Origin of the sequence: Paenibacillus cellulosilyticus, from assembly GCF_003182255.1 — a bacterium.
Classification (GTDB): Bacteria; Bacillota; Bacilli; order Paenibacillales; family Paenibacillaceae; genus Paenibacillus_T; species Paenibacillus_T cellulosilyticus.
On record NZ_QGTQ01000043.1, the window covers coordinates 15,951 to 39,223 of the forward strand.

General features: G+C 54.6%; 15 protein-coding genes. 14 read left to right on the forward strand and 1 reads right to left on the reverse strand.

Features of this window, described 5'->3' with window-relative positions; genetic code table 11:
* Positions 1–129 precede the first annotated feature (129 nt).
* Genes DFQ01_RS28945 through DFQ01_RS28965 form a run of 5 tightly spaced genes read left to right on the forward strand, consistent with a single transcriptional unit; the run spans position 130 to position 5,195 of the window.
* Positions 130–1,293 (forward strand): serine hydrolase domain-containing protein, encoded by a 1,164-nt coding sequence (locus tag DFQ01_RS28945; protein WP_110047414.1) that lies wholly within the window; start codon positions 130–132, stop codon positions 1,291–1,293.
* A 46-nt stretch (positions 1,294–1,339) separates the two neighbouring features.
* Positions 1,340–2,530, forward strand: coding sequence for a serine hydrolase domain-containing protein (locus tag DFQ01_RS28950; RefSeq protein ID WP_110047415.1), 1,191 nt, complete (start codon positions 1,340–1,342; stop codon positions 2,528–2,530).
* On the forward strand, positions 2,527–3,336 hold the full coding sequence (locus DFQ01_RS28955) for an ABC transporter permease (RefSeq protein ID WP_110047416.1): 810 nt from the start codon (positions 2,527–2,529) through the stop codon (positions 3,334–3,336). The genes DFQ01_RS28950 and DFQ01_RS28955 overlap by 4 nt, the downstream gene beginning before the upstream one ends.
* Positions 3,333–4,127 carry an ABC transporter permease gene (locus tag DFQ01_RS28960; RefSeq protein WP_110047417.1) on the forward strand — a complete coding sequence of 265 codons (795 nt, stop codon included), beginning with the start codon at positions 3,333–3,335 and terminating at the stop codon, positions 4,125–4,127. Before DFQ01_RS28955 ends, DFQ01_RS28960 begins: the two co-directional genes overlap by 4 nt.
* Before the next feature lie 15 nt (positions 4,128–4,142).
* Entirely contained in the window at positions 4,143–5,195 is a 1,053-nt protein-coding gene (locus DFQ01_RS28965) for an ABC transporter ATP-binding protein (protein WP_245946927.1), read from the forward strand.
* Between the two features lie 160 nt (positions 5,196–5,355).
* On the opposite strand, the gene DFQ01_RS28970 is transcribed toward DFQ01_RS28965, so the two are convergent.
* Positions 5,356–7,353, reverse strand: coding sequence for a beta-galactosidase (locus DFQ01_RS28970; protein WP_110047418.1), 1,998 nt, complete (start codon positions 7,351–7,353; stop codon positions 5,356–5,358).
* A gap of 238 nt (positions 7,354–7,591) precedes the next feature.
* On the opposite strand from DFQ01_RS28970, the gene DFQ01_RS28975 reads away from it, so the two are divergent.
* The 9 genes from DFQ01_RS28975 to DFQ01_RS29015 all read left to right on the forward strand — a co-directional run bounded on the left by DFQ01_RS28975 (position 7,592) and on the right by DFQ01_RS29015 (position 22,846).
* Positions 7,592–8,551, forward strand: a complete 960-nt coding sequence (locus DFQ01_RS28975; RefSeq protein WP_281272048.1) for an ABC transporter permease — start codon at positions 7,592–7,594, stop codon at positions 8,549–8,551.
* A 50-nt stretch (positions 8,552–8,601) separates the two neighbouring features.
* The gene (locus DFQ01_RS28980) at positions 8,602–9,486 is read left to right on the forward strand and encodes a carbohydrate ABC transporter permease (RefSeq protein ID WP_110047420.1); all 885 of its coding nucleotides are present in this window, start codon (positions 8,602–8,604) and stop codon (positions 9,484–9,486) included.
* 105 nt (positions 9,487–9,591) lie between these two features.
* Positions 9,592–11,205: an extracellular solute-binding protein gene (locus DFQ01_RS28985; RefSeq protein ID WP_110047421.1), complete on the forward strand. Its 1,614-nt coding sequence runs from the start codon at positions 9,592–9,594 to the stop codon at positions 11,203–11,205.
* A gap of 581 nt (positions 11,206–11,786) precedes the next feature.
* Complete coding sequence (locus DFQ01_RS28990; RefSeq protein WP_245946928.1) at positions 11,787–14,120, forward strand: helix-turn-helix domain-containing protein; 2,334 nt, start codon at positions 11,787–11,789, stop codon at positions 14,118–14,120.
* Positions 14,121–14,258: 138 nt separating this feature from the next.
* Positions 14,259–16,904, forward strand: a complete 2,646-nt coding sequence (locus tag DFQ01_RS28995; RefSeq protein WP_219993715.1) for an exo-rhamnogalacturonan lyase family protein — start codon at positions 14,259–14,261, stop codon at positions 16,902–16,904.
* A gap of 5 nt (positions 16,905–16,909) precedes the next feature.
* Positions 16,910–17,593, forward strand: a complete 684-nt coding sequence (locus DFQ01_RS29000) for a DUF1961 family protein (protein WP_174812937.1) — start codon at positions 16,910–16,912, stop codon at positions 17,591–17,593.
* 16 nt (positions 17,594–17,609) lie between these two features.
* Positions 17,610–18,419: a polysaccharide deacetylase family protein gene (locus DFQ01_RS29005; RefSeq protein ID WP_110047424.1), complete on the forward strand. Its 810-nt coding sequence runs from the start codon at positions 17,610–17,612 to the stop codon at positions 18,417–18,419.
* A 252-nt stretch (positions 18,420–18,671) separates the two neighbouring features.
* Positions 18,672–19,946 carry an FG-GAP-like repeat-containing protein gene (locus DFQ01_RS29010; RefSeq protein WP_245946930.1) on the forward strand — a complete coding sequence of 425 codons (1,275 nt, stop codon included), beginning with the start codon at positions 18,672–18,674 and terminating at the stop codon, positions 19,944–19,946.
* Positions 19,947–20,452: 506 nt separating this feature from the next.
* On the forward strand, positions 20,453–22,846 hold the full coding sequence (locus DFQ01_RS29015; protein WP_110047425.1) for a glycoside hydrolase family 88/105 protein: 2,394 nt from the start codon (positions 20,453–20,455) through the stop codon (positions 22,844–22,846).
* Positions 22,847–23,273 lie beyond the last annotated feature (427 nt).

The following is a 23,273-nucleotide window of genomic DNA, read 5'->3' on the forward strand; positions in this document are numbered from 1 at the left end:
GTTACCTTACAAAAAATAAGTAAATTTTCGACAAATAGTAATTTACAACGAATCTATGTTCGGTTACTATTGGTTTACTTTTCCTTTTATTCTATCTATCTACTATCCACATTTGTTAGGAGGGGTTCCATGGAAAGCGTAATAACGATTCATGAAGGCAGAACCGATGCTGCACCAGAGCAGGTCGGAATGGATGCGGAAAGGCTGGCGCTGCTGGATCGGCATTTTGGAGGTCTCATTGAAGCGGGCAAGCTGCAGGGAGCGAGCTACCTCGTCGCGCGAGATGGGAAAATCATCGTGCATAGATCCCAAGGGAAGCTGACCAACAAGAGTGATTCACCTGATTTGAAGCCAGATTCGATTCGTAAGGTGTACTCGATTACGAAAGCGTTTACCGCAGCGGCGATTACACGTTTGGCAGAGGAAGGATTGCTTCATCCGACGCAATCGGTAAGCACCATTCTGCCTGAATTCGATACCGCCATGCACCGTGGAATCTCGATCTGGCATTTGATTACGCATACATCGGGTATCGGCGCTGACCCGGACGTGCTTGGGGAGCCCTATGCTTATCCGTGGTACGAATGGTTTGCACATGAATCCAAGAAGAGGTCAGAGAGCTGGTCGAAGTCCGACACGATCAAAGGGATTATCTCAGGCAAGCCGTTGGCTAAGCCTGGTGAGCAATGGATTTACGGCTCTTCCGGATACGCGCTGCTGGCGGAGATTATCGAGCGTGTATCTGGCGTGAGCTACGAGACTTATATCAAGCAGCATTTTCTAGAGCCGCTAGGTATGGGGCGAACGTTCATGAGAGTGCCGGAAATGCTTCGCGATGAAACTTGTTATGTGGGCGATTGGGGCCAACGAGAAATATATGAGCCTCGTCCTGCAGACGACGATATGCTGCCAGCTGGAGGCAACGGCTTCTACTCCACACTACACGACCTTTATCGGTTCGGTCAGGCGTTGCTAGAAGGCGGGACATTGGATGGCAACACGGTACTTGGACGCCGTTCTGTTCAAATGATGGTGTCCGATCAATTGAAGGATGTGAAGAACCGTTGTTGGGGCAATACCTCGGACGATAGCCGGTACGCTTTCGGTTTGGGTCTTGGTGGTGCTGATCTGTGCTCGCCGGCGACATTCTCGCATGAGGGCTTTGGCCACAGCGGTCTCTATGTTGATCCGATTGAGCGGCTGGTGTACGTCTTCTTCGTGCCGAGTAAGGCAGGCTGGGTTCCAGAATCGGTCATTAATCCGCGTAACATCATCTGGTCCGCATTATTGTAAACGATTAGGACTAGTGTCGAAGAAGCAATTTTAGGAGGATATAGAGATGAGTGTCCGCATACAGACCGCACAAGTGGATGTGACGCCGGAGGCGGCCGGCTACCGACAGGAGGTTCTCGATCGGATCGATGGACTTCTTACTGGACTGATCGACGATAACAAGCTGCAGTGTGCGTCCTACCTCTTCGCACGTGATGGGCAAGTGTTCGCGAGCAAGGCGATGGGAGCGCTGCAACATACGGCAGACAGCCCTGACTACGCCCCAGATTCCATTCGCCGGATCGCTTCCGTGACCAAATGGTTCACGCTCGTCTGCATCATGCGTCTCGTAGAGGAAGGGAAGCTGGCGCTGGTTCAGCAGGTGAAGGACTGGATTCCAGAGTTCGATAAACCGGCTTTTGCCAAAATCACGATCCACCAACTGCTCACCCATACGGCTGGCTTGAAGCCTGACGGGGGCTACTTCACAGAGCCATACCCGACGGGCTGGTACGATGTGTTGTTCGCGTTCGAGGATGGGGATGGCGGCAATACGGCGCTTACCGATGCGGAGAAGCTAGCGCGGAGTAAGTCTGCATGGATTAAGGCGATACTGTCCGGGCCTCCAGTGTGTGAGCCTGGAACGGAGTGGAATTACAGCTCCGCGGGATTCTCGCTGCTGGGCGAGATTATCGAGCGTGTCTCGGGTATGCGTTATGACGAATACATTCGTACGACGGTCATTGAGCCGCTCGGCATGACTCGCACGTTCTTCGATGTGCCGGAGCATCTAGCAGACGAAGTGTGCACGACCAACGACTGGGATGTACGAGGTGTGAAGAGACGGATCGCTGACAATCCTGCTTCGCCGCCGCGTACAGGAGGCGGACTGTACTCGACGCTGCAGGATCTGAGCCGTTTAGGCCACATGATGCTGACCGGTTCTTACAACGGCAAGCGGATTCTAAGCCGCAAGTCGATAGAGCTCATTACGCGCAATCAGTTTCCGCAGGGCATTCCAGCGTTCAACTGGGGCGGAGATATTAAGAAGTTCCCATTCGGCCTAAGCACGTCGCTGTCGTTCCCGGTTGATTTCTTTGCGCCAACGGCTTATATGCACGAGGGAGCAGGCCGCTGCGCCTTGATCGTCGATCCGGTGGAACGATTCGTCGTCGTGTTCTTCGTGCCGAGCATTGTGGACTGGGTGCCGGAGTCTATGCTTAATTTGAAAAATATGATTTGGTCGGGCCTCCAATGATACGTACGATCCGCTCCATTCAGGCTATCGGCATCGCCACCTATAAGGAATGGGCGGCCTATCGTTCACACATGGCCATCTCACTGTTGATCGGCCCTGTTTACTTTCTCGTCCAATATTTCATCTGGCACGCGGTTTATCAGGATCGAGAGACGTTGAACGGCTTCACGCTGGAGCAGATGCTTGCGTACTTCGGCATTGCGGCAGTGACGAACTACCTGACGTTCGACTTCGCGGATTGGAATCTGCAGATGCTCATTCGGACGGGTAAATTCGTCACGTTCGCACTGCGGCCGATGCCGCACTGGCTGTTCGCGCTCTCGCAGAAGATCGGACACCGCTCACTCGGCTTCTGGATTGAGTTCGTACCGATCTTCCTGATCTTTCAATTCGCCTTTCAAGTCGATATCATACCCGCACAGCCGATGTGGGCAGTAGCAACGATCGTACTCAGCTTCCTTATGAACTTCTTCATTAATTATTGCGTTGGGATGACAGCCTTCTGGCTCGTTCGAGCAGAAGGGATACGGCGGGTGTTCCTGCTGCTTAAGGATATTAGTGCGGGACTGTTCGTTCCGCTTTCCTTCTTCCCTGAACAGCTGCAGAAGGTGCTGTTCTTCCTGCCGTTCCAATTCACCTCTTATGTGCCGACCCGGGTGTTCATCGGCGATTATGAGCTGGCGGGCATTAAGCTATCGATTCCAGCTATTGTTGGCGTCCAGGCATGTGCGGTAGCGTTGATGGCAGCGGTGACGCTGCTGCTCTATCATGCAGCAATCCGCAGATTCTCGGGGGTGGGCGTATGATCGCAGTTATTCGTAGTGCGGCCACCTGCTTCTGGGCAGTCATGCGGACGAAGATGGCCGAACAGATGGCGTATCGGAGTCATTTTGTACTGAGCGTCATTCTGCTTATTGCAGGCGATCTCGTCGTTCCGCTTATTACGCTGCTCGTTTATCGATCAGGAGCGACGTTCGCCGGGTGGACGCTGTATGAAGCGCTGCTTGTACAGGCGATTTTTGGACTTGCCAAAGGGATTGCGTTCCCGCTGTTCTTCGGCATGGTGAATACGACGCTCGGCCTTGTCCGAGAGGGAACCTTCGACCTGCTGCTGCTCAAGCCGCGCTCCGTGCTCTGGATGACGATGCTTCGCGGACTGGATTTGGACGACTTCGGGCGATTAATAAGCGGCGGCGTGCTGTTTGGTTATGCACTGTCTGGCGTATCAGCGCCATCCATTACAGGCTGGCTGCAATTCGCTGTGCTGTTCGCAGCATCGCTTGCCGTGTTGTGCACGTTCGCATTGCTGTTGTCCGGCCTGTTGTTTCAATGGGTGGGCAGCAGCCGCGTGTTTGATATTTTCGACTCGGTGACGAGCTTCGGCATGTACCCGGGCACGATCTACAGCAAAGCCGTTCAACAGCTGCTCACGTACGTCATTCCGGTAGGGCTCATTGCTAACATGCCGGCAGTTGCCCTGCTAGGTCGTGGTGGTTGGGAGACGCTGGGCGCCGCTGGCGCCAGTGTCGTATTTCTCGCGCTTGGTCTATGGTTCTGGCATGCGATGCTGGGGCGTTATACGAGTGCGGGCGGCTGAGGAGGGCAGGGGGACATGACGATGATTGAAGTTAACCAGTTGACCAAGACGTATATGACGCACGAGCGAGGTCACTCGATGCGCGAGATTGCAATGAACCTCATTCGCAGGCCGATGAAGGAAGTGCGTGCTGTACAGGATATCACCTTCTCGGTGAATCGCGGCGAGATGGTCGCCTTCCTCGGACCAAACGGAGCGGGCAAGTCGACGACGCTCAAAATGCTCACCGGCGTCCTTCACCCGACATCCGGCGAGGCGAAGGTGCTTGGACTGACGCCGTGGAAGCAGCGGCGGGAATATGTGCGCCATATCGGCGCCGTGTTCGGTCAGAAATCGCAGCTGCTGTGGGATATTCCGCCGATCGATGCTTTCTATATGAACAAAGCGATCTATGGCGTGCCCGAAGCGGATTATCGCCGCAGATTGGACCAACTGACGACGCTGCTGCAGGTAGGGGACATTATGAAGAAGCCGACTCGCCAGCTGTCGCTTGGCGAACGGATGAAGTGCGAGTTCATTATGGCGATGCTGCATGGACCTCAGCTCGTCTTCCTCGATGAGCCGACGATCGGACTGGATGTATTCGCGAAGGAAAGCATCCGCGATTTCATCAAGGATATGAACAAGCAGGGCGTCACGTTTATTCTGACGACGCATGATCTTGACGATGTCGAGCTGCTGGCAGAGCGTGTTATCGTCATCAATCATGGCGAGATCGTTTATGACAATGCGCTGACCAACCTGCAACGGCTGCTGGGCGATAAGAAAAATGTTCGGATCGTGACGGACACGCCGATTCGCCAGCTTTCACTGCAAGGGGTGACCGTCGTGAACAGCATTAGCGAAGTTGAGGCTGAACTGGAGATCGACACGGAGATCATTCCGCTGAAACGGTTCATCAATGCCGTCAACGAGCAGTGTGGAATTCAAGACATGGCGATCACGCCGCTGCCGATCGAGACGTTGATGAAGGAGTTGTACGGACAGGGTAGTCGTACAATGACGGCTGCATCTGCAACTGGAGTGCCCGCAGGCGTAGCAGCGCAGCAAGGCGATCTCTCGATGTAAAAAGAGGACCACGGCCTTCACCCTTATAAGGTGGAGGTTGTGGTCCTTCCTTTATGCGCCGCGATGAAGTCGGGACTCAAGCCTGCATAATGTGCAGACTTGAACGCCGCTATCCTCATATTCGGCTGCTGGGCTGGCAATATCACAGCAACCTCATTCCTTACTCTTCTTCCCGCAGCCGAACAACGCGGTACGCATAACGTTCCACAGCTAGCGATCCAGCAGCCACTGGCTCTCCGGTTAGCGCGTCCACCGTTCCATCCGGTATCGTAACAGTGCCTCCGCGGCCATCCATATTAACGATGACCCAGAGCTCGCGACCGTCAGACTCTACTCTTGGCGCGACAAGCGTGCCAGAAGTCGCGTCTGTGCGAAGTGTTACGCCAGCGCATGAAGCATAATGGTCCAGCATGGCGCGCAGCATCGCGTCGCCTTCTTCACCCATTGGCATCGCACCTAACATGACAATCAAGCCATCACCGACGCGATGCTCCGTCAGAAACGAGAGCCCTGGCGTCAGACCGTCGACCAAGGTGCCGACCGACGATGCACCGTGCGTCTCGAACACGGTGCCCCACATGCCGAGAGGTGCTTTCATTCCGAAGGCTTCTCCAATTGCTCCTGACCCGTCGAGCGGGTAAGAGAAGACCGCTTCGACGCCGGCTAGCTGCTCCAGCTTGCCAAGCGCAGCATCTGTTTGGATCGTGTGCTCCTCGGTTCTTCCGCCAGTGAACGGTCCGATGATCCAAACTCCGCCTCGCTCTGCGAACGCCATCGCCCTACCAATAAATGTCTCGCTGACGTAAGGCAGGAATGGCGTCAGCAGCAGCTTGCGTCCTTCAAGCTCGACATTCTCCGGCACGACATCCCGATGGATCCCCATCGCTAACAGCCTTCCATAGAAGCCCGTCATCAGCCCTCGGTAGTTCATCCCTTTGAGCGGTTCAGTCGCCATGAATGCCTTTGCTCGATCGGAATAGACGAGCGCGGTTTCTGCAACAGCCGGCTGCGAACCAAGCAGCAACGGCTCCAGCACACGCCTTGCCTCTTCGACTTCAAGCGCATTCGTCCAACCAATCGTTGGCTTGCCCCAAGCACTCAGCACCGAGCCATGCGGCTGCTCGCAGCCGCTGCGATGCTGACGCCAATGCCAATAGCAGAACGCATCCGCACCGAGGGCATAGGCCGCAGCGGCCTCGGCAGCGACATACCCTTGAGGATGCGGAACGGAAGCGCCTTGAATGGAGCCGCTGTTCGAAGGGCTCGTCTCCATGAGCCAGTAACCGCGGCCCGGTTTGTAATTGCGGAATAGATCGCAGTTGATCAGATACGCGGGATAGTTCTCCGCACTTGCGTATGTATCGAAGGAAGCGAAGTCCAATCGCTCAAATAACCGTTCATTGTCGACGTGGAAAGCGACGCTGCTGTTATGCGTGACCGGCGCATCCGAGAAACGGCGAATAATGGCTGCCTGTTCATCGGCGAATTCGGCGATGGATGCCATACTGAACTGTCGATGGGCGGTCTGCATGGAAGTGCTATGCAGAAACGGCGTTGGCCCTGGATGAGGCACCTGCTCGAACCGTTCATACTGCTGGCTCCAGATTGCCGCACCCCAAGCCTCGTTTAATGCCTCGATCGTCCCGTATCGCTGCTTTAGCCATTCTTGCCATAGGCTAAGACAATTTTGACAATGGCATGCTGCTACATGTGCTTTGAACTCATTATCAAGCTGCCAGCCAATCAGCCCAGGCATTCGACCAAGCTCAGAAGCGATCGCTTCCGTAATCAAGGCAGCTCGCTGCCGAAATTCCTTATTGTTCGTGCAAATATGTTGACGCGAGCCGTGCCCCATGACGACACCGCGATCGTCCACATGCAGACGTTCCGGATGCTGATGGGTCAGCCAGATCGGCGGCGTCGCCGTCGGCGTACACATGACGGTATCGATCCCCTCGGCATGGAGTCTCGTCATCACCTTCGCGAACAAACTAACGTCAATGGCTCCCTCTGTCGGCTCCATCGTGGACCAAGCGAATTCCCCGATTCGGACGACGTTGATGCCAGCCTCACGCATCTTGGCAATATCGTGCAAGATGACGGATTCGTCCCACAGCTCGGGGTACCAGGCCGTCCCGTGATACAGCTTTCTACTCATCGAATTTTTCCTCCTGTCTTCTGTTCAAGCATGCCCTCTCTAATGTAACGAACCCAATAACGGCGGGCAATTGCACTTTCTTGAACGCCTTCTGAACTGCTCGTAAATAAAGTGCAAAGCACGCGAAACAAGCCAAACAAGCGCTTTCCAAAATGTCTAATTGCCGGAAAGGACCGGGGCAAAGCATACTGAGGCTGCATCACGAAATCGACGGACTTTCGTAGGGAGGTGAACCATGATGAAGCACAATGCTGTAACGACATCCGCCGCAGCGCAGCGCACCTCTGTTTATCGGCCGAGCATCATGAGCCGATTGAAGCGTGACAAATGGATGTATGCGCTGCTGCTGCCGGGACTCATTTATTTTCTCGTATTCAAATACGTTCCGATGTGGGGCGTGCTGCTTGCCTTTAAGAACTACCAGCCGTTTCTCGGGTTCTGGAAAAGCGAGTGGGTAGGTTTCGAGCATTTTCGATTGTTCTTCACGAATCCAGACTTCTTCATGCTGTTACGCAATACGCTGGTGCTTTCTTTTTACAACTTGATATTCTTCTTCCCGGCACCAATCATCGCTGCGCTTATGTTGAATGAGGTTCGAATCGCGCTGTATAAGCGAGCGGTTCAAACATTGATCTACGTGCCACACTTCATCTCGATGGTTATCGTAGCCAGCTTAACGTACGTGTTTCTGACGACAGAGGGCGGACCAGTCAACGAATGGCTGAGCGCTCACACAGGCAAGACGGTCGACTTCCTGACCAGTCCGGATTGGTTCAGACCGCTGATCATCATTCAGACGATCTGGAAGGAATGCGGCTGGGGCACGATTATATTCCTCGCTGCGCTGGCAGCTGTGGATGTGGAGCAATATGAGGCGGCTATCGTGGATGGCGCGAATCGTCTAAGACAACTGTGGCATATTACACTGCCGGCGCTCCGCAGCACGATCGTCATCCTGCTTATTCTGCGAATGGGTCACGTGCTCGACAACGGCTTTGAACAAATTTATCTCATGCTCAATCCACTTAACCGCGAGAATGCGGAAGTGTTCGATACGTACGTGTACATGATGGGTATTACGCAAGGCGCGTTCAGCTATAGTACGGCAGTTGGTTTGTTCAAATCGGTCGTAGGTGTCATCCTCGTGCTCGGCACGAACTGGCTGGCGAAGCGTTTTGGTCAATCGGGCCTGTACTAAAAAGTACGTGTTCACCTCTAACATATTCAACAGAAAGGAGGGCGCTTCTTATGGCCAAAACATATCGAACTCCCGCAGGCATCACCTTTGACGTCTTCAACTACATCGTGCTTGGACTGTTCGCGACAGCGGCGATTCTGCCGTTCCTCTATGTTATCGCTGGTTCGTTCGCATCGGATGCGGAGCTGACGAAACGGGCAGTGTTCCTCATCCCGGAGACGTTCACGCTCAACGCGTACAAATTCATTTTCTCAACGGACACGATTGTCAAAAGTATTGGCGTTTCCATCTATGTGACCACGATCGGTACGCTCGTCAACCTGGCGTTTACCGTGACGATGGCTTATGCCCTTGCCAAACGCGGACTTATGGGGCGCAATCTCGTTCTTAACCTCGTTATTTTCTCGATGTTGTTCGGCGGCGGCATGATCCCGACGTATCTCGTCATTCGCGATCTGCATCTGCTTGATACATATTGGGCGCTCATGCTCCCTGGCGCTATTAATGCGTTCAACCTGATTATCGTCAAAAATTTCTTCCAAGAGCTCCCGCCGGAGCTGGAGGAAGCGGCGCGAATCGACGGCTGCACCGAGATCGGTCTGCTGCTTCGCATCGTTCTTCCGTTGTCGGCACCGGTGCTTGCGACATTTACGCTCTTCTATGCGGTAGGCCATTGGAATGATTTTTTCTCCTCGCTGCTCTACTTGAACGATCCGCAGAAGTGGCCCTTGCAAGTGCTGCTTCGCCAGATCGTTCTACTATCGCAAGCGGCAGCAGGCGACTTGAATTCAATGGACCCGAACTTCGTCAAACCGCCGGAGCAGTCGATCAAAATGGCTGTTATCGTCGTTGGTACCGTACCGATTCTGATGGTTTATCCGTTTCTTCAGAAGCATTTTGCAAAGGGCGTTCTTCTTGGCTCCGTCAAGGGCTAAAGCCCCGGGCTTGTTGTGCGTGAACTCCGCGATTCGCGTAGATAGGATAGCTGCAATCGCGGCTTTACGATATGATACTACTATTCCTATGGGAGGTCGCTTATCATGAAACGAATGGTTATGGCACGGAAGCGCTTCGCGGCAACAGTATTGGTAGGTACGCTTGTCGCTAGCTCGCTTGCAGCTTGTGGTTCAAGCTCGGACGAGGACACGAAAGGGACTACAGCGGAAACGGAATCAACTGGAACAGACACAACGACAAATACAGATACGCCTAAGCAGCAGGATCCGCTCAAGCTGAACATTATGCTGCCGATCTTCAAAACGAATTTTCCGAAGGATGACAGCCCGGTAGCTGCACAGATCGAGAAGCTGACGAACACCGACATTCACTTCGAATGGGTGCCGAACGCTTCGTACGCGGACAAACTGAACATCACGCTTGCTTCGGGTAAGCTGCCTTCGATCATTTATATCGATAACGTGAAGGGTTCAAGCTTCGTGAATGCGGCGAAATCGGGCGCATTCTGGGAGCTGTCGTCTTACCTGAAGGATTACAAATTCCTGAGCGCGGCGAACCCGGTCATTCTGAACAACTCCTCCATTGACGGCAAAACATACGGTCTGTACCGTTCGCGTCCGCTTGGTCGAAACGGTATCGTTTACCGCAAGGATTGGCTTGAGAATGTGGGCCTGAGCGAGCCGAAGACGGTCGACGACTTCTACAATATGCTCAAGGCGTTCAAGGAGAAGGACCCGGATAAGAACGGCAAGGACGATACGTACGGTATGGTTCTCGTCAAATGGACAGGCGGCTGGGCAAGCGGCTTCGATACGATCAAGCTGTGGTTCGGAGCACCGAACAAATGGGGCGTGAAGGACGGCAAGCTGATCCCAGAATTCGAAACAACAGAATATATGGAAGCGCTTCGATTCATGAAAAAGCTGTATGACGAGAAGCTGATCAACCAAGATTTCGCAGTGTATGACTCGGCGAAGTGGGTCGATCCAGTCGTTAACAACAAGGCAGGCGTTATCGTTGACGTTATCGATACGGCAGCCCGCATCGATGACAAAATCCATGCGGCACTGAAGGAAGCGGGTGCCGAGGTACCGGAAGATCAGAACTTTATGGACGTGCTCGGAGGCGTAACAGGCGCTGATGGAGCATTGCACACGCTGCCAACGTCGGGCTTCGCCGGCATGCTGTCCATTCCGAAGTCGTCCGTGAAGACGGAAGACGAACTGAAGCGCGTCCTCGGATTCCTCGATCAATTAAGCGAGCCTGAGCTCCAGACGATGGCAAGCTTCGGACTTGAAGGAACCCACTATACGAAAAATGGTGATTTCGTAGAGCCAAGCAAAGATTCGGTGCTGCTGGAGTCGGAGGTAGAGGGTCTCAACCAAATGCTGACGTTCATTCCAGAGACGACTGCGGCAACAGTCAAACAGACGCCGCTCCGCCTGAAGCAGACCGCACTGATCAAAGAGAACGAGCAGTTTGTTGTACCTAACCCAGCAGAGCCGTTCATCTCGACCGTCTACTCGCAAAAGGGTCCGCAGCTAGACAACATCATCAACGATGCCCGCATTAAATACATCGTCGGCCAGCTCGACGAAGCAGGCTTCCAAGCAGCAGTCGAGCTGTGGAAGAAAACAGGCGGCAACGACCTTGTAGATGAAATGAACCAGCTCTACGCAGCAAGCGGCGGCAAGTAAGAGCAATGATCACGAAGTAACGCAAGGAATGAAATAAAGACCACTGACTATCCCGCCCTTATGGGCAGGTTAGCTAGTGGTCTTTCCATCTTCTAGGATACTTAAAACATGTACCCACAGTCCGCCGCCCGCCGATCGAGCGAGATAGCATACAAAAAAGTATCCAAACTACCCACAGTCCACTGATCGCGTGCTTCTCATTCAAGTAACTAATCTCGAACAAAAGCTCTGCCCCAAAGGGGCATGCGACTCCAACCACGCAGTAACTCACACGCACCTTTGTCCCGCCACCACCAACCTTCCGGGGTCCAGGGGACGGGAGTCCCATGGGGCCCTCCCTAGCAGGGAGGGTTTGGGTGGGTAGAAATTTTTCATTTGATCTTTATACAAACTCGGGGTCCAAGGGGCAGCGCCCTTAGAATCCTCCCAATAGGGAGGACTTAGGCGGGTCACACCAAAATAGTCCAATCGACGCAAAAAAATGCAATGACATCGTTGTCATCTGGGTCTTGTTCATTGCGGCGTGTACATTTATCCTAGAAGAACACGCTTACATTTTATGAATAATGGCTGGTGAGAGAATGGGTAACAGCTTAAAGGCATGGCTTCACAACCGTAAGGGCCGTCAAATGGGCGGTAAGAGACGCTTTTATCGCAAAAGCTTAATTGTCCTTCTCCTCGTCTCCGGCATCCCGGGCCTCATTACGGGCGCGCTCGTTTACTGGATGGCCGGGGGCCGACTCGAGAGCGAACTGCTGAGCATGCATAATGAACAAATTCAACACCGTGCACAAAATGTGGACGATCAGCTGTCCAATCTGGAGCTCATGCTGTCGCATTGGGCCTTTGATACTAAATTCAACTACACGCTGCGCGACACGGATTTTGTGAAAGATTTTATCCGATCTCGCGATATTACGAATACGTTGCTTGTCATGCAAGGCTCGAACACGATGATTGAGAAGGTCGAGCTCTACGTCGACGGTACGCAGCCTGTGCTGTTCGATCCCGAATTCTCAGAGGCGAGCACGATGTCCGGCATCTATCAAGGACTGCTGCAATCCGATCGGCAGACCTATTGGACGCAATGGGCTTTCGACGCTGCGCATCCAGATGATAAGGAACTGACGCTCGTTCATCATGTGCCAGGTGGACAGTCGACGCCTGTTGGAATGCTGTTGTTACGTCTCGATCGCGAGAAGGTCGGCGAGCTGCTGCGGACGATGATGCCTTATAATGACGGCGAGACTTTCCTGCTGAAAGATACGGGGGAGCTGTATGGATCGATCGGCAATGAACCTCAATCTGATTTTGTAAACGCTTTAACGGAAGTGGTGAACAAACGCGGCACCGGCGAAGGTTCCTTCTTCTTCGATTGGAGCGGCAAAACATACACGGTGACGTATGGCCATTTCTCCCGTATTCAGGACGAATGGAGTTATGTGTCGGCATCACCAATCACGACGATTACTGCACCTGTCATGTTCATCTCGAAGCTCATTCTGATCGTGAGTGGCAGTGCGCTGCTTCTCGCGGCAGCGCTCGCTTGGCTTGCATCCCGCAGCATTTATTCGCCAATCGATCGACTCGTGCAGCTGCTTACAGCGGGCAAACCGATGCCGGAGGAGCAGGAGGATGAGTTTGCGCTTATCGAGCGGCAGTGGCAGCATCTGAGCAGTGAGAGCCGTGAGCTTCATACAAGATGGGCGGAGCAGCTGCCGCACGTCAAGGAGAGCTTCTTGCATCAGCTGCTGCAAGGTTATCTCTATGCATACTCCGAGCAGGAGCTGCAGAAGCGGATGGAGCGGTACAAATGGGAAGTGCGTGATCGCACGTACCTCGTGTTGTATGTGCAGCTGACTGGCATTGCGAATATGGACGGCAAGTTCCGTTACGGCGACGAAGGGCTTGTTACTTTTGCCACGGTGAACGTCATTGAGGAGCTGGCTTCTCGCCGTTACGAGCAGAGCAGTGTCGTGAACTTCCATGACTTATCGGCTGCGCTGCTGCTGGTCGTACCGAGTGAAGAGCCGTACGAGGACAGCGTCCGGGCGTACTGCGAGGAGCTTACAGATGCGGTAAACCGAATGCTGCAAATGCAGGTGACGATCGCCATCAGCCGTCCGACGCATCGCATTGCCGATATCCCGATGGCATTCGAGAATGCGAAGCAGGCGGCAGGCTATCGCAGCGTGGAGAGCGGCAACGGCATTGTCGATATCGAAGCGTTGGACGATCGCGGCGAGGAAGGTCCGGAATTTACATACCCGTTCACGGTGGAGCGCGAATTCGTGCAGGCGCTTCGGACCGGGCAGGAGGACGAGGCGAACCGGCTGCTGGGTGAGTTTATTCGTGCGCTGGCAGTGAAAGGCGCGAAGGAGTTCGATGTGCAGCAAGGGATGCTCCATCTGCTCGGCAGCGTTCAGCATGCGATCATGGTGTCCGGCATTTATCCTGGACGTCTGTTCAAGGGCGCTAATCTATACGAACTGCTCTCGCAAACGCGCGAACCCGAACGGCTGTCGGATTTGTTCCTCGACAAGGTCATCGTTCCATTCTTGAAGGAGCTGGGCGAGAGGTCGCACAGCCAGACGAAACGGATGATCGAAGGCGCGATGTTGTTCTTGCAGCAGCACTATATGCGAGATGTGTCGCTGGACAGCTGTGCGGACCATATCGGGACGAATCCATTCTACTTGAGCAAAATGTTCAAGCAAGTGACAGGCAAGAACTTTATTGATTACTTGACCGAGCTGCGATTGGAGCGAGCGAAGGAACTGCTGCGAGAATCCGAGCTGAAAATCAACTGTGTCGCTGAGCAGGTTGGGTATCAGCACAGCTATTTCAACCGGATTTTCAAGAAGACGGAGGGCATTACGCCAAGCCGTTACCGAGAGATGAGCCGGAGCTCGTAGCTTTGCAAGATAAGGCAAGCTGGGCAACAAAGTGCAAGGCTGCAGCAGCCCGTCCGACAAAAATGTTTCATTGCCCGCAAGCTGGCGCCCCTATACGATGAAGGGGAAAATTCGCCTATGCGAGGAGATGAAGTCGAGATGACCGCAGAAACGACGCGATTAACGAGCATTGCTGTGAATCGGCTGCATGCAGTAGAACAAGGTCAAGTGAACAAGCTTTCGGCCGGCGTAACGTGGGGGATTCCTTGGCGAGAGGGCGAGCTGTCGCGAAACGATAAGCTAGAGCTCGTTTCTGGCGTTGGCAATAACGTGTTGGCCATGCAGAGCTGGCCTACGGCCTACTGGCCGGATGGAAGTGTGAAATGGTCGGCCCATGCGGCTGTTATTGATGGAATAGAAGATGGTGGATTCGAGGTACGCCGCTTGTCCGAGGAGGCCGAATCGACTGCTCCAGCTGCGGTAGTTACAGTGTCGGAGACTGACGAGACGATCATACTCGATACGGGTGCTATCGTCTGCACGCTGAACAAGCAGGGCGACCGGCTTATTCGGTCGATCGTTCGAGAAGGTCTTCCGGTATGCGAAGGCGCTGAGCTGGTCTGCTTGAAGGAGATCATTAGCGGCGTATCCGGCGTGCGTACGATTCGCGAGGAGCCGTTCCGCGGCGTCATTCGTACCGCTGTCGTCGAGCAGGCAGGACCCGTCCGCGCGGTTGTCCGCTTGGATGGGCGCCATCGCTCGACGGGACGGTCGGCGATGTGGATTCCTTTTACACTGCGGCTGTACGTCTATGCTGGGCTTGATCAAATTCGGATCGTGCATACGTTTTTCTATGATGGCAACCCGAATGAGGATTTCATAAAGGGGCTGGGCGTCAATTTCCGCATCCCCATGCGTGGACCGTTGTACAACCGACATGTGCGGTTCGCCGGTGACACCGCCATGTTCGCAGAGTCGCCGAAGACGCTGCATACGCGCCGGACGAAGGGTAAATATCGGGACTTGTTCGAACGTCAGACGGCTGGCGAAATGGTTACCTTTGATGCAGGGGAAGACGGCTACTTTCTAAGTTTGCTGGACGATTCTGCTGTTTGGGACGGCTTCAAGCTCGTACAGGACTCGGCCGATCATTATCGGATCGCGAAGCGGACGCAGGAGGGCTGCAGTTGGCTGCGTTCGGCAGAAGGTCGCAGGGCAGGCGGCCTTGGTTATGTTGGCGGGGAAGGCGGCGGACTGGCAGCAGGGCTGCGCGATTTCTGGCAAAAGCATCCGTCCGGCATGGAAGTCGACGGCTTGTCGGGAGATGAAGCGTCGCTGACCGTGTGGCTTTGGTCGCCAGACGTGCAAGCGATGGATCTGCGTCACTACGATACGCGAACGCACGTTGAGTCATCCTACGAGGGTGCGGAAGAGCTGCGCGCAACGCCATATGGCATCGCTAATACGAATGAGATTAACATTTGGTGCTTGAGCGGCACGCCTGATAACGCTCAGCTGGAAGGGATGCTGTCGCTGTCGCAATCGCCGGAGCTGCTCGTCTGCGACCCTGCTTATTACCGCCGTGCCGGCGCATTCGGTATATGGAGCTTGCCGGATCGAACGACACCTGCGAAGGCAGAGCTGGAAGATCGGCTTGACGGAATCATCGCGTTCTACCAAGCAGAGGTGGAGCAGCGCCGTTGGTATGGGCTGTGGGATTACGGCGATTTCATGCACAGCTACGATCCGGTACGGCATGTGTGGAATTACGACCTTGGCGGCTGCGCATGGCAGAACACGGAGCTTGCGCCAAACATGTGGCTCTGGTACATGTTCCTGCGTTCTGGGCGTCTTGATATTTTCCGGCTTGCGGAGGCGATGACGCGGCATACGAGCGAAGTCGACGTGTACCATTTTGGCGAATATGCGGGCTTGGGCTCTCGTCATAACGTTGTCCATTGGGGCTGCGGTTGTAAGGAAGCACGCATCGCGATGGCGGGGCTGCATCGTTATTATTACTACCTGACGGCGGATGAGCGAATCGGCGAGTTAATGGATGATGTGAAGGATGCGGACTATGCGACGGTGACGCTTGATCCGATGCGGGCTTATTTTCCGCCGGATGAGCACAAGACGCATATTCGAGTGGGTCCGGACTGGGCAGCGTTCAGCTCGAACTGGATGACGCGCTGGGAACGGTATGAGGACGAGGTTTATCGGAACAAAATCTTGACGGGCATCGACTGCATCAAAGCAGCCAAATATCGTCTGATTTCTGGACCGACATATGGCTATGATCCGGCGACGAGCAAGCTGACGCCGATGGGCGACGATAACTGGGGCCGTCATTTGGCGATCTGCATGGGCGGGCCGCAAGTATGGCTGGAGATGGCCGAAATGCTGAAGGACCCGGAATGGGAAGACATAATGGCAGAGTTTGGTGTTTATTACAATCTGCCGCAGGAGCGGAAGGACCTCATCACGAATGGGGAGATAAGTACATCAAGGTTCGAGCATCCAGTTCTGAGTATTGCGCTCGTCGCCTATGGAGCGGCTCGACGGAAGGATGCGGAGACGGCACAGACGGCATGGTCGATTCTGCTCGGCAACCCGTTCGCTCGCGTTCGTCTGCTTGAAGAGGCGGCTGATGTGACGCAGGTGGGTCCACTTCGCGAGATCGATTGGATCAATACGAATGAAGCAGCGCAGTGGTCACTCAACACAATCTTGAGTCTAGAGCTGATCGGCGATGCGCTTCCGGCCACGCTCCATTCGGCGGCGGCACAGCCAGCGGGAACGAAGTGATGATGATGCAGAGAACTGACATTCCAGAAGGGTGGAAGCTGTTGTATCGCAATCCGCTGACCAACGTTGATGATATTCGCGATTTCATTATGGAGGGCGATGGCGCCGCCAGCTTCCCAATGGGACGGATGCGGCTGGAAAGCCGCAGGGACCCCGGAGAAGGCCAGCAGGCGAACTTCGTCCTCTGGTGTCCGGAGCAGTTCGGAGCGGATGTCGCGTTGTCTTGGCGCTTCCGGCCGTTACGGGAGCCGGGACTAGCCATTATGTTTTTCGGCGCTCGTGGAGCGGGAGGGTTGGATCTATTCGATCCGGCTCTTCCCGTTCGGACTGGACCTTATGAGCAGTATCATCATGGCGAGATGGACGCGTACCATCTATCGTATTTTCGCCGGCGATGGCCGGAGGAGAGGCAGTTTCACACCTGCAATCTGCGAAAAAGCTTCGGCTTCCATCTCGTCGCGCAAGGCGCGGACCCGATACCGGATGTCAGCGATGTGACGGATTGTTATGAGCTGCTGCTCGTGCGGCGCGGCGCATCGATCACGTTCTCGGCGAACGGATTGCCGCTGCTTGCATGGGAGGATGACGGCACGCTTGGCGGTCCGGCGCTTGGCGGGGGCCGAATTGGTTTTCGCCAGATGGCGCCGTTGATCGCGGAATACTCGAGCTTGGAAGTGTATGGACCTTAATCCGAGGAGGCAGAGGATGAATTCGAGAATAACGGTTTGTTTTCCGGGAGGCAGACACAAGGCGCTGACGATGAGCTATGATGACGGGACGGTTGCGGACCGGCGGCTCGTTCATATTTTTAACCGAAACGGCATTAAAGGGACGTTCCACCTGAACGCGGGACTGTTCGACTTGAGCAATCGGATCGAGGCAGAGGAAGTACGCACGTTGTATGCCGGGCATGAAGTGTCCGCGCATACGCTCACGCACCCGACGATTGCGAGAAGTCCGCAGGAAGCGCTCGTGTATGAGGTGATGGAGGATCGCAGGAATTTGGAGCGGTTGGTCGGTTATACAGTGCGCGGCATGTCGTATCCGAATGGCTCCTACAATCGTGCGATTAAAGAAACGCTGCCGGCGCTTGGCATTGAGTATTCCCGCGTTGTGCCGTCGACAGGTCATTTCGGCATGCCGGATGATTGGTATGAATGGATGCCGACCTGTCATCACAAGCATGATTTGCTGAGGAAAGCAGAAGAATTCGTAGAGCTGCACAAGTCGCAGTATTTGTATCTCATGTACGTGTGGGGACACAGCTACGAGTTCGACAACGATAACAACTGGGACGTAATCGAGAAGTTTTGCGAATTTGCAGGCGGCAGAGAAGACATTTGGTATGCGACGAATATCGAGATCGTGGACTACATGAAGGCGTTCCGGCAGTTGAAGTTCTCGGCAACGCTCGAGTTTGTCTACAATCCGCTCGCGACAAGCGTCTGGCTGAATGTAGCCGGCACGATCGTAGAGGCGCGGGGCGGCGAGCAGACGTCGTTGGTGCTGGGATAGGCAGTTTGAGTCAGCAAGGTGCAAATCAATCGATCATTTTGTGCCAAATAAGCAGAGACACGCGATCGGTAGAGAGTTTCATAAAGGATCGTGGCGCCCGTTCACGCGACGGCGGTAACCCTCGGTTCATAGAGATGCGGCACGTTGTGCGGAAGATGATGAGCAGACACGAACGGGCATTGCGTTTTGAGTTCGAATAACAACGTTGGTTGTGAAATTATGAGACGGCAAATGACAGGGGGACAAGCGGCAATGACAACGGTAAGAGAGAATCAGAAGGCGGCAATCCGCATTGGATCGTTCGATATTAAGGCGGCAGGACCGCGCTGTAAAATGCTTCTCGGCGACTTGAACGGGGACGGCCGAATGGAGATGCTGCTCGTCCAGCCGGATAATCGGCAGGATGTACGTTATATTCCGCATCAGGTCCAGTGCCTGACCGCCTATGATTTGAACGGCGATCTGCTCTGGCAGACAGGCAAGCCTGATCCGGGCGCGGGCAGCCAAGGTTCGGACTATCCTGTGCAAATTTACGATATTGACGGTGATGGGAGGCTTGAAGTGCTGTGTGTCATAGACAGCCAGTTCGTGATCCTCGATGGTGCGACAGGTGAACGCAAGGCGGTACATGAGCTGCCGAATGAGCATGCGCATGACTGTATTATTATCGCGAATCTGACAGGCGGAACACATGCCTCCGACATTATTCTGAAAGACCGCTATCATCGGATGTGGGCGTTGGATCGCGACTTTAATCTACTATGGACGCACGAAGGCAACCCCGGCCATTTCCCGTGGGTCTATGATTTGAACGGCGATGGCTTAGACGAAGTGATGGCGGGTTACGACCTGCTTGATGCGCAGGGACGCGTGTTGTGGAGCTGCCGCGATCTGGACGATCATGCGGACTGCATCTGGGTTGGCGACGTGAATGGAGATGGCAAACCTGAGCTTGTCATCGGCGGGAGTGTCACGGTCATGTACGATGCGGATGGCCATGAGCTGTGGCGCTATGAAGGTTCAGTGGAATCGCAGCATGTGGCACTCGGCCGATTCCGTCCTGAGCTGCCTGGTCTGCAGATCGCTGGCCTTGATCGCCTTGTCCGTGAGGATGACGGCGCTGGCAAGCAAGGGAAGGATGCCTTGTTCCTGCTTGATTCGGAAGGACGCGAGCTGTGGAAGGAAGAGCGTACGACGCCAGGCTGGCTGACGATTGCCGAGACGCTGCAGCGCTGGGAGGCAGATGCACCGGACTATATTCTCGCGTATCGTCGGGGCGGCGGTGTTTATCCGACGCTGTATGACGGTCATTTGAACGAAGTCGTTCATTTCCCGGCGAACGGCTATGCCGTTCATGCCGATCTGCTCGGTACGGGAACGGAGCAGGTCATTATATATAACGATGAGCGCGCGGAACTGTTCGCCAGCCAACCGATCGATCTGACGGCAGCGCCTTCTGGCGTACCGATTGCTCAGCCGAAGCGGTTGTACAGCTCGACGCTGTATCCGGGCGGGGAGATTCGCTAGCTTAATAGAGTAGGGCGGCAGCCTCAGGGATCTGATGGCTGCTTACTTTTGAAAGATAGGAGAACGCGCGCAGCTCCCAGCGCGAGGTGGAGCCGTACGGGTGTCAACGACGATAGGCGGTACAATGCATTTGGTTTGCGCTCCTCCGGGTAGATAGGAGAAGCGGCTGGACAACGGTTGCGGCAGAGGCTAATTTGTGATTTTTGAGGTGTTTCCTACGCTAACGGTTCTCATAGAGGGTATTGGGGAGATCGGGTCTGTTTTTGATAGATCTTCAACGCAATAAGCTCCACTAAAACCGTTAGCGTACGAAGGGGCGTAATTCATAGGCAATAAGCGCTGTGGCAACTGTTAGCGTTACTATTATTGATTATCATAGCCGAAAATTCGAGTAACGCGCCGTGTTGTTGTGGTAGGCGTCTTGATGAATGAAGTTTACTTGTTTAACGGCATGTGCTTGTAAATTTGTAAATGAACAATATCCATCCAAGTGAGGCGGGATTACGATGAGGTATTTCGAGGATCACGAGTCGATTGCTGTACGGGCGGCGGGCGATGATAAGCTGATTTTGTCTGCCGTGGCGGGACGTTTTGCCGGTGCACATCCGAAGCTTCCTCCCGTCTACCGAGCGTATGATGAGGGCGGTTTTCCGCGCGGCGAGGATTATCGGTACGATATGAATATGGCGGCAATCTGGCCGGAAATGGCCGATGGTCAGCACGTCTATATTTGGGGCAAAGTTTGGAGCGACAATGACAGCGAGCTCCCGTTCTTCTTGAGCTGCTACAGCCCGCTCCGCGTATTCGTGAACGGCACATCACGGTTCGCCTCGAACTTGAATGACGATGTATTCCCGGAGCGCAAAGTATACTTCCGAACCGCGCTGCGACAGGGCTGGAACGATATCGTGCTGGAGTGCGTGAAGACGGGGACTGGCTGCGGCGCGATTTTTGGAACTGGCAGTGTGAAAGGCTTCCCGATGCATGCGCTCAATCCGCTGCCTGAACGCGCAGGTGCCGAAGGCTGGGTTTATAGCACGCCGCAATCGAATGCATGGCAGGCGGTTCCTGGCGCAGACGAGTGGGCGGGTGTGGAAGCACAGCTTGCTCTCACGCAGTCGCAGGATAAGTTACATGGTCAGGAGCAGGGGCAATCGCAGTCGCAGCCGCAAGGTCAGGAGCAGGGGCAATCGCAGTCGCAGCCGCAAGGTCAGGAGCTCCAGCAATCACAAGAGCAGGAACAGCCTTTCCGCTGGCATCCGCAGCGCGAATGGTCGGAGGAGCAGCTGGAAGCAGGCTGCTTCGCTCGCTTGTATAATGACAGCGAGCCTGCAGCAGGTCAGGAAGCCTTAGCTTGGGCGGCATTACATAACGACAGTTCTGCCAATGCATCGCTCACACTGAGCGGCTTGCATCAGGGACCATTCACATTGTTCGTCGATGGCGTCCCTACTTTCCGTACACAGCTGGATGAAGGCGATTGGTGCGTGGAGCTGTCACTTGGTTTCGGTCGGCATGAGCTCGTCATTCAATCCGTTTGCAAGGGGGAGCGGTGGGGTTTCACCGCCAAGCTGCAAAGCGGCGGGGTTGATGGCAGAGCGATGGCTCGAATGGAACGTCCCTATCCAGTGGCAGGTATGCCTAACGACGAGGTATGGCTGTATCGCGGATTGTATGAGGCAGGCTGCAGTCCCGAGGCTGCGACAATATCACGGATTGACTCTTGTTCAGAAGGCGAGCATCGCGACGCGCCCTTCTGGCGAATGGATCGACCGGATACGTTCGTTAGACCGTATTTGGAAAATGGTATTTTCGGCAGATGGAACTACCCGCTCGGCGTAACGCTGTATGGCATTATGGGAGCGGGCGAAGCGGTTGGCAAGCCGCATTTTACCGAGTATGCGATTGATCACATCGAGCAGTGCGCAGCAATGCACGAGTATGCGATGAAGGACACGCAGCGTTGGGGCTCGCCAGGCGTCAATCATCAGCTGTCGTTGATCGACAGCCTAGATGACTGCGGCTCGTTCGGGGCGACGATGCTGGAGGCGAATAAGCGCCGTCCAGTCCGTGGCGCTGAGGAAGCGGCGGCTCATATTGCGCACTACATCACGCATGTGCAGGACCGGACGCCAGAAGGCGCTTTGTATCGAACACGGGGTACGACGGACTTCATGCAGCAGACGATGTGGTGTGACGATCTCTACATGAGCACGCCGTTTCTGACCAAGTACTACGAGCTAACGAGTGATATTTCTTATCTGGACGATGCTGCTAGGCAGTTTCTGCTGTACAAGCGGCGCATGTTCATTCCAGAGCGCGGCATTATGCATCACGTTTACGACTTCAAGTTTGACAAGCCGAACGGCGTTCCGTGGGGCAGGGGCAATGGCTGGGTATTGTTCTCCCTTACCGAGCTGCTTGCGGTTATGCCTCATGAGCATCGGCTTCGTCCGGAGCTGCTGACATTCTTCCGCGAGCTGTGCGAGGGTTACCTTCGGCTGCAGGATGAGCAAGGGTTATGGCACCAGGTGCTAACCGACCCTACCTCGTATGCGGAAGCATCCTGCACGTCGATGTTCATCTACAGCTTCGCTCGCGGTGTCCGCTTCGGATGGCTCGACGAGCCGGAGAAGTATACAGCTGCATCGCTTCGAGGCTGGAATGGACTTACACGCCACTGCATCGATCGGCACGGCAATGTGTACGGCGTATGCCGAGGTTCCGGCTATTCCTTCGCGGCGCATTATTACCGAGACCAGCTGTCATGGCAGCTCAACGATACGCATGGCGTCGGTATCGTGCTGCTCGCAGGGGTGGAAACGATGAAGCTGCGGCAGTTCTTGGAGAGTGTCTCGGCCTCGGGACGCACTGGGGCTGTCGCTCCAACAGCACACTAACGCATACATCAGATGCTTACGGACAGTGATGCTCGTTCGGATTGTTTGGCTAGCTAGATGCTTAGGCCAATGCAGCTTCTAGCTCGGACATATTGGCTAGTGGTTATCCGCTAACGGACTGAGATGACGTTATTGTGCTGAAAATGTTCTTTTTGTACGCTAACGGACTCCAGTGGTGCTATTGAGCAAGTTGTGCGTCCAAACACGCGTTTCTTTGCCAAATAAGACGATCTGAGTCCGTTAGCGCGCCAGACGGGGCTATTCGGAGTAAATAAGGTGCCTGGAGTCCGTTAGATGGGGCTGTCCCAAAAGTCACTAGACTTTGGGACGGCCCCTTGTGTTTCAATGAACTGCAAGAGCAGCTGCGCAGAGCGAATGTTCTTACGATCGCTGTTGTCACCGGATTGCTCTGAATGGGTAAGATCGT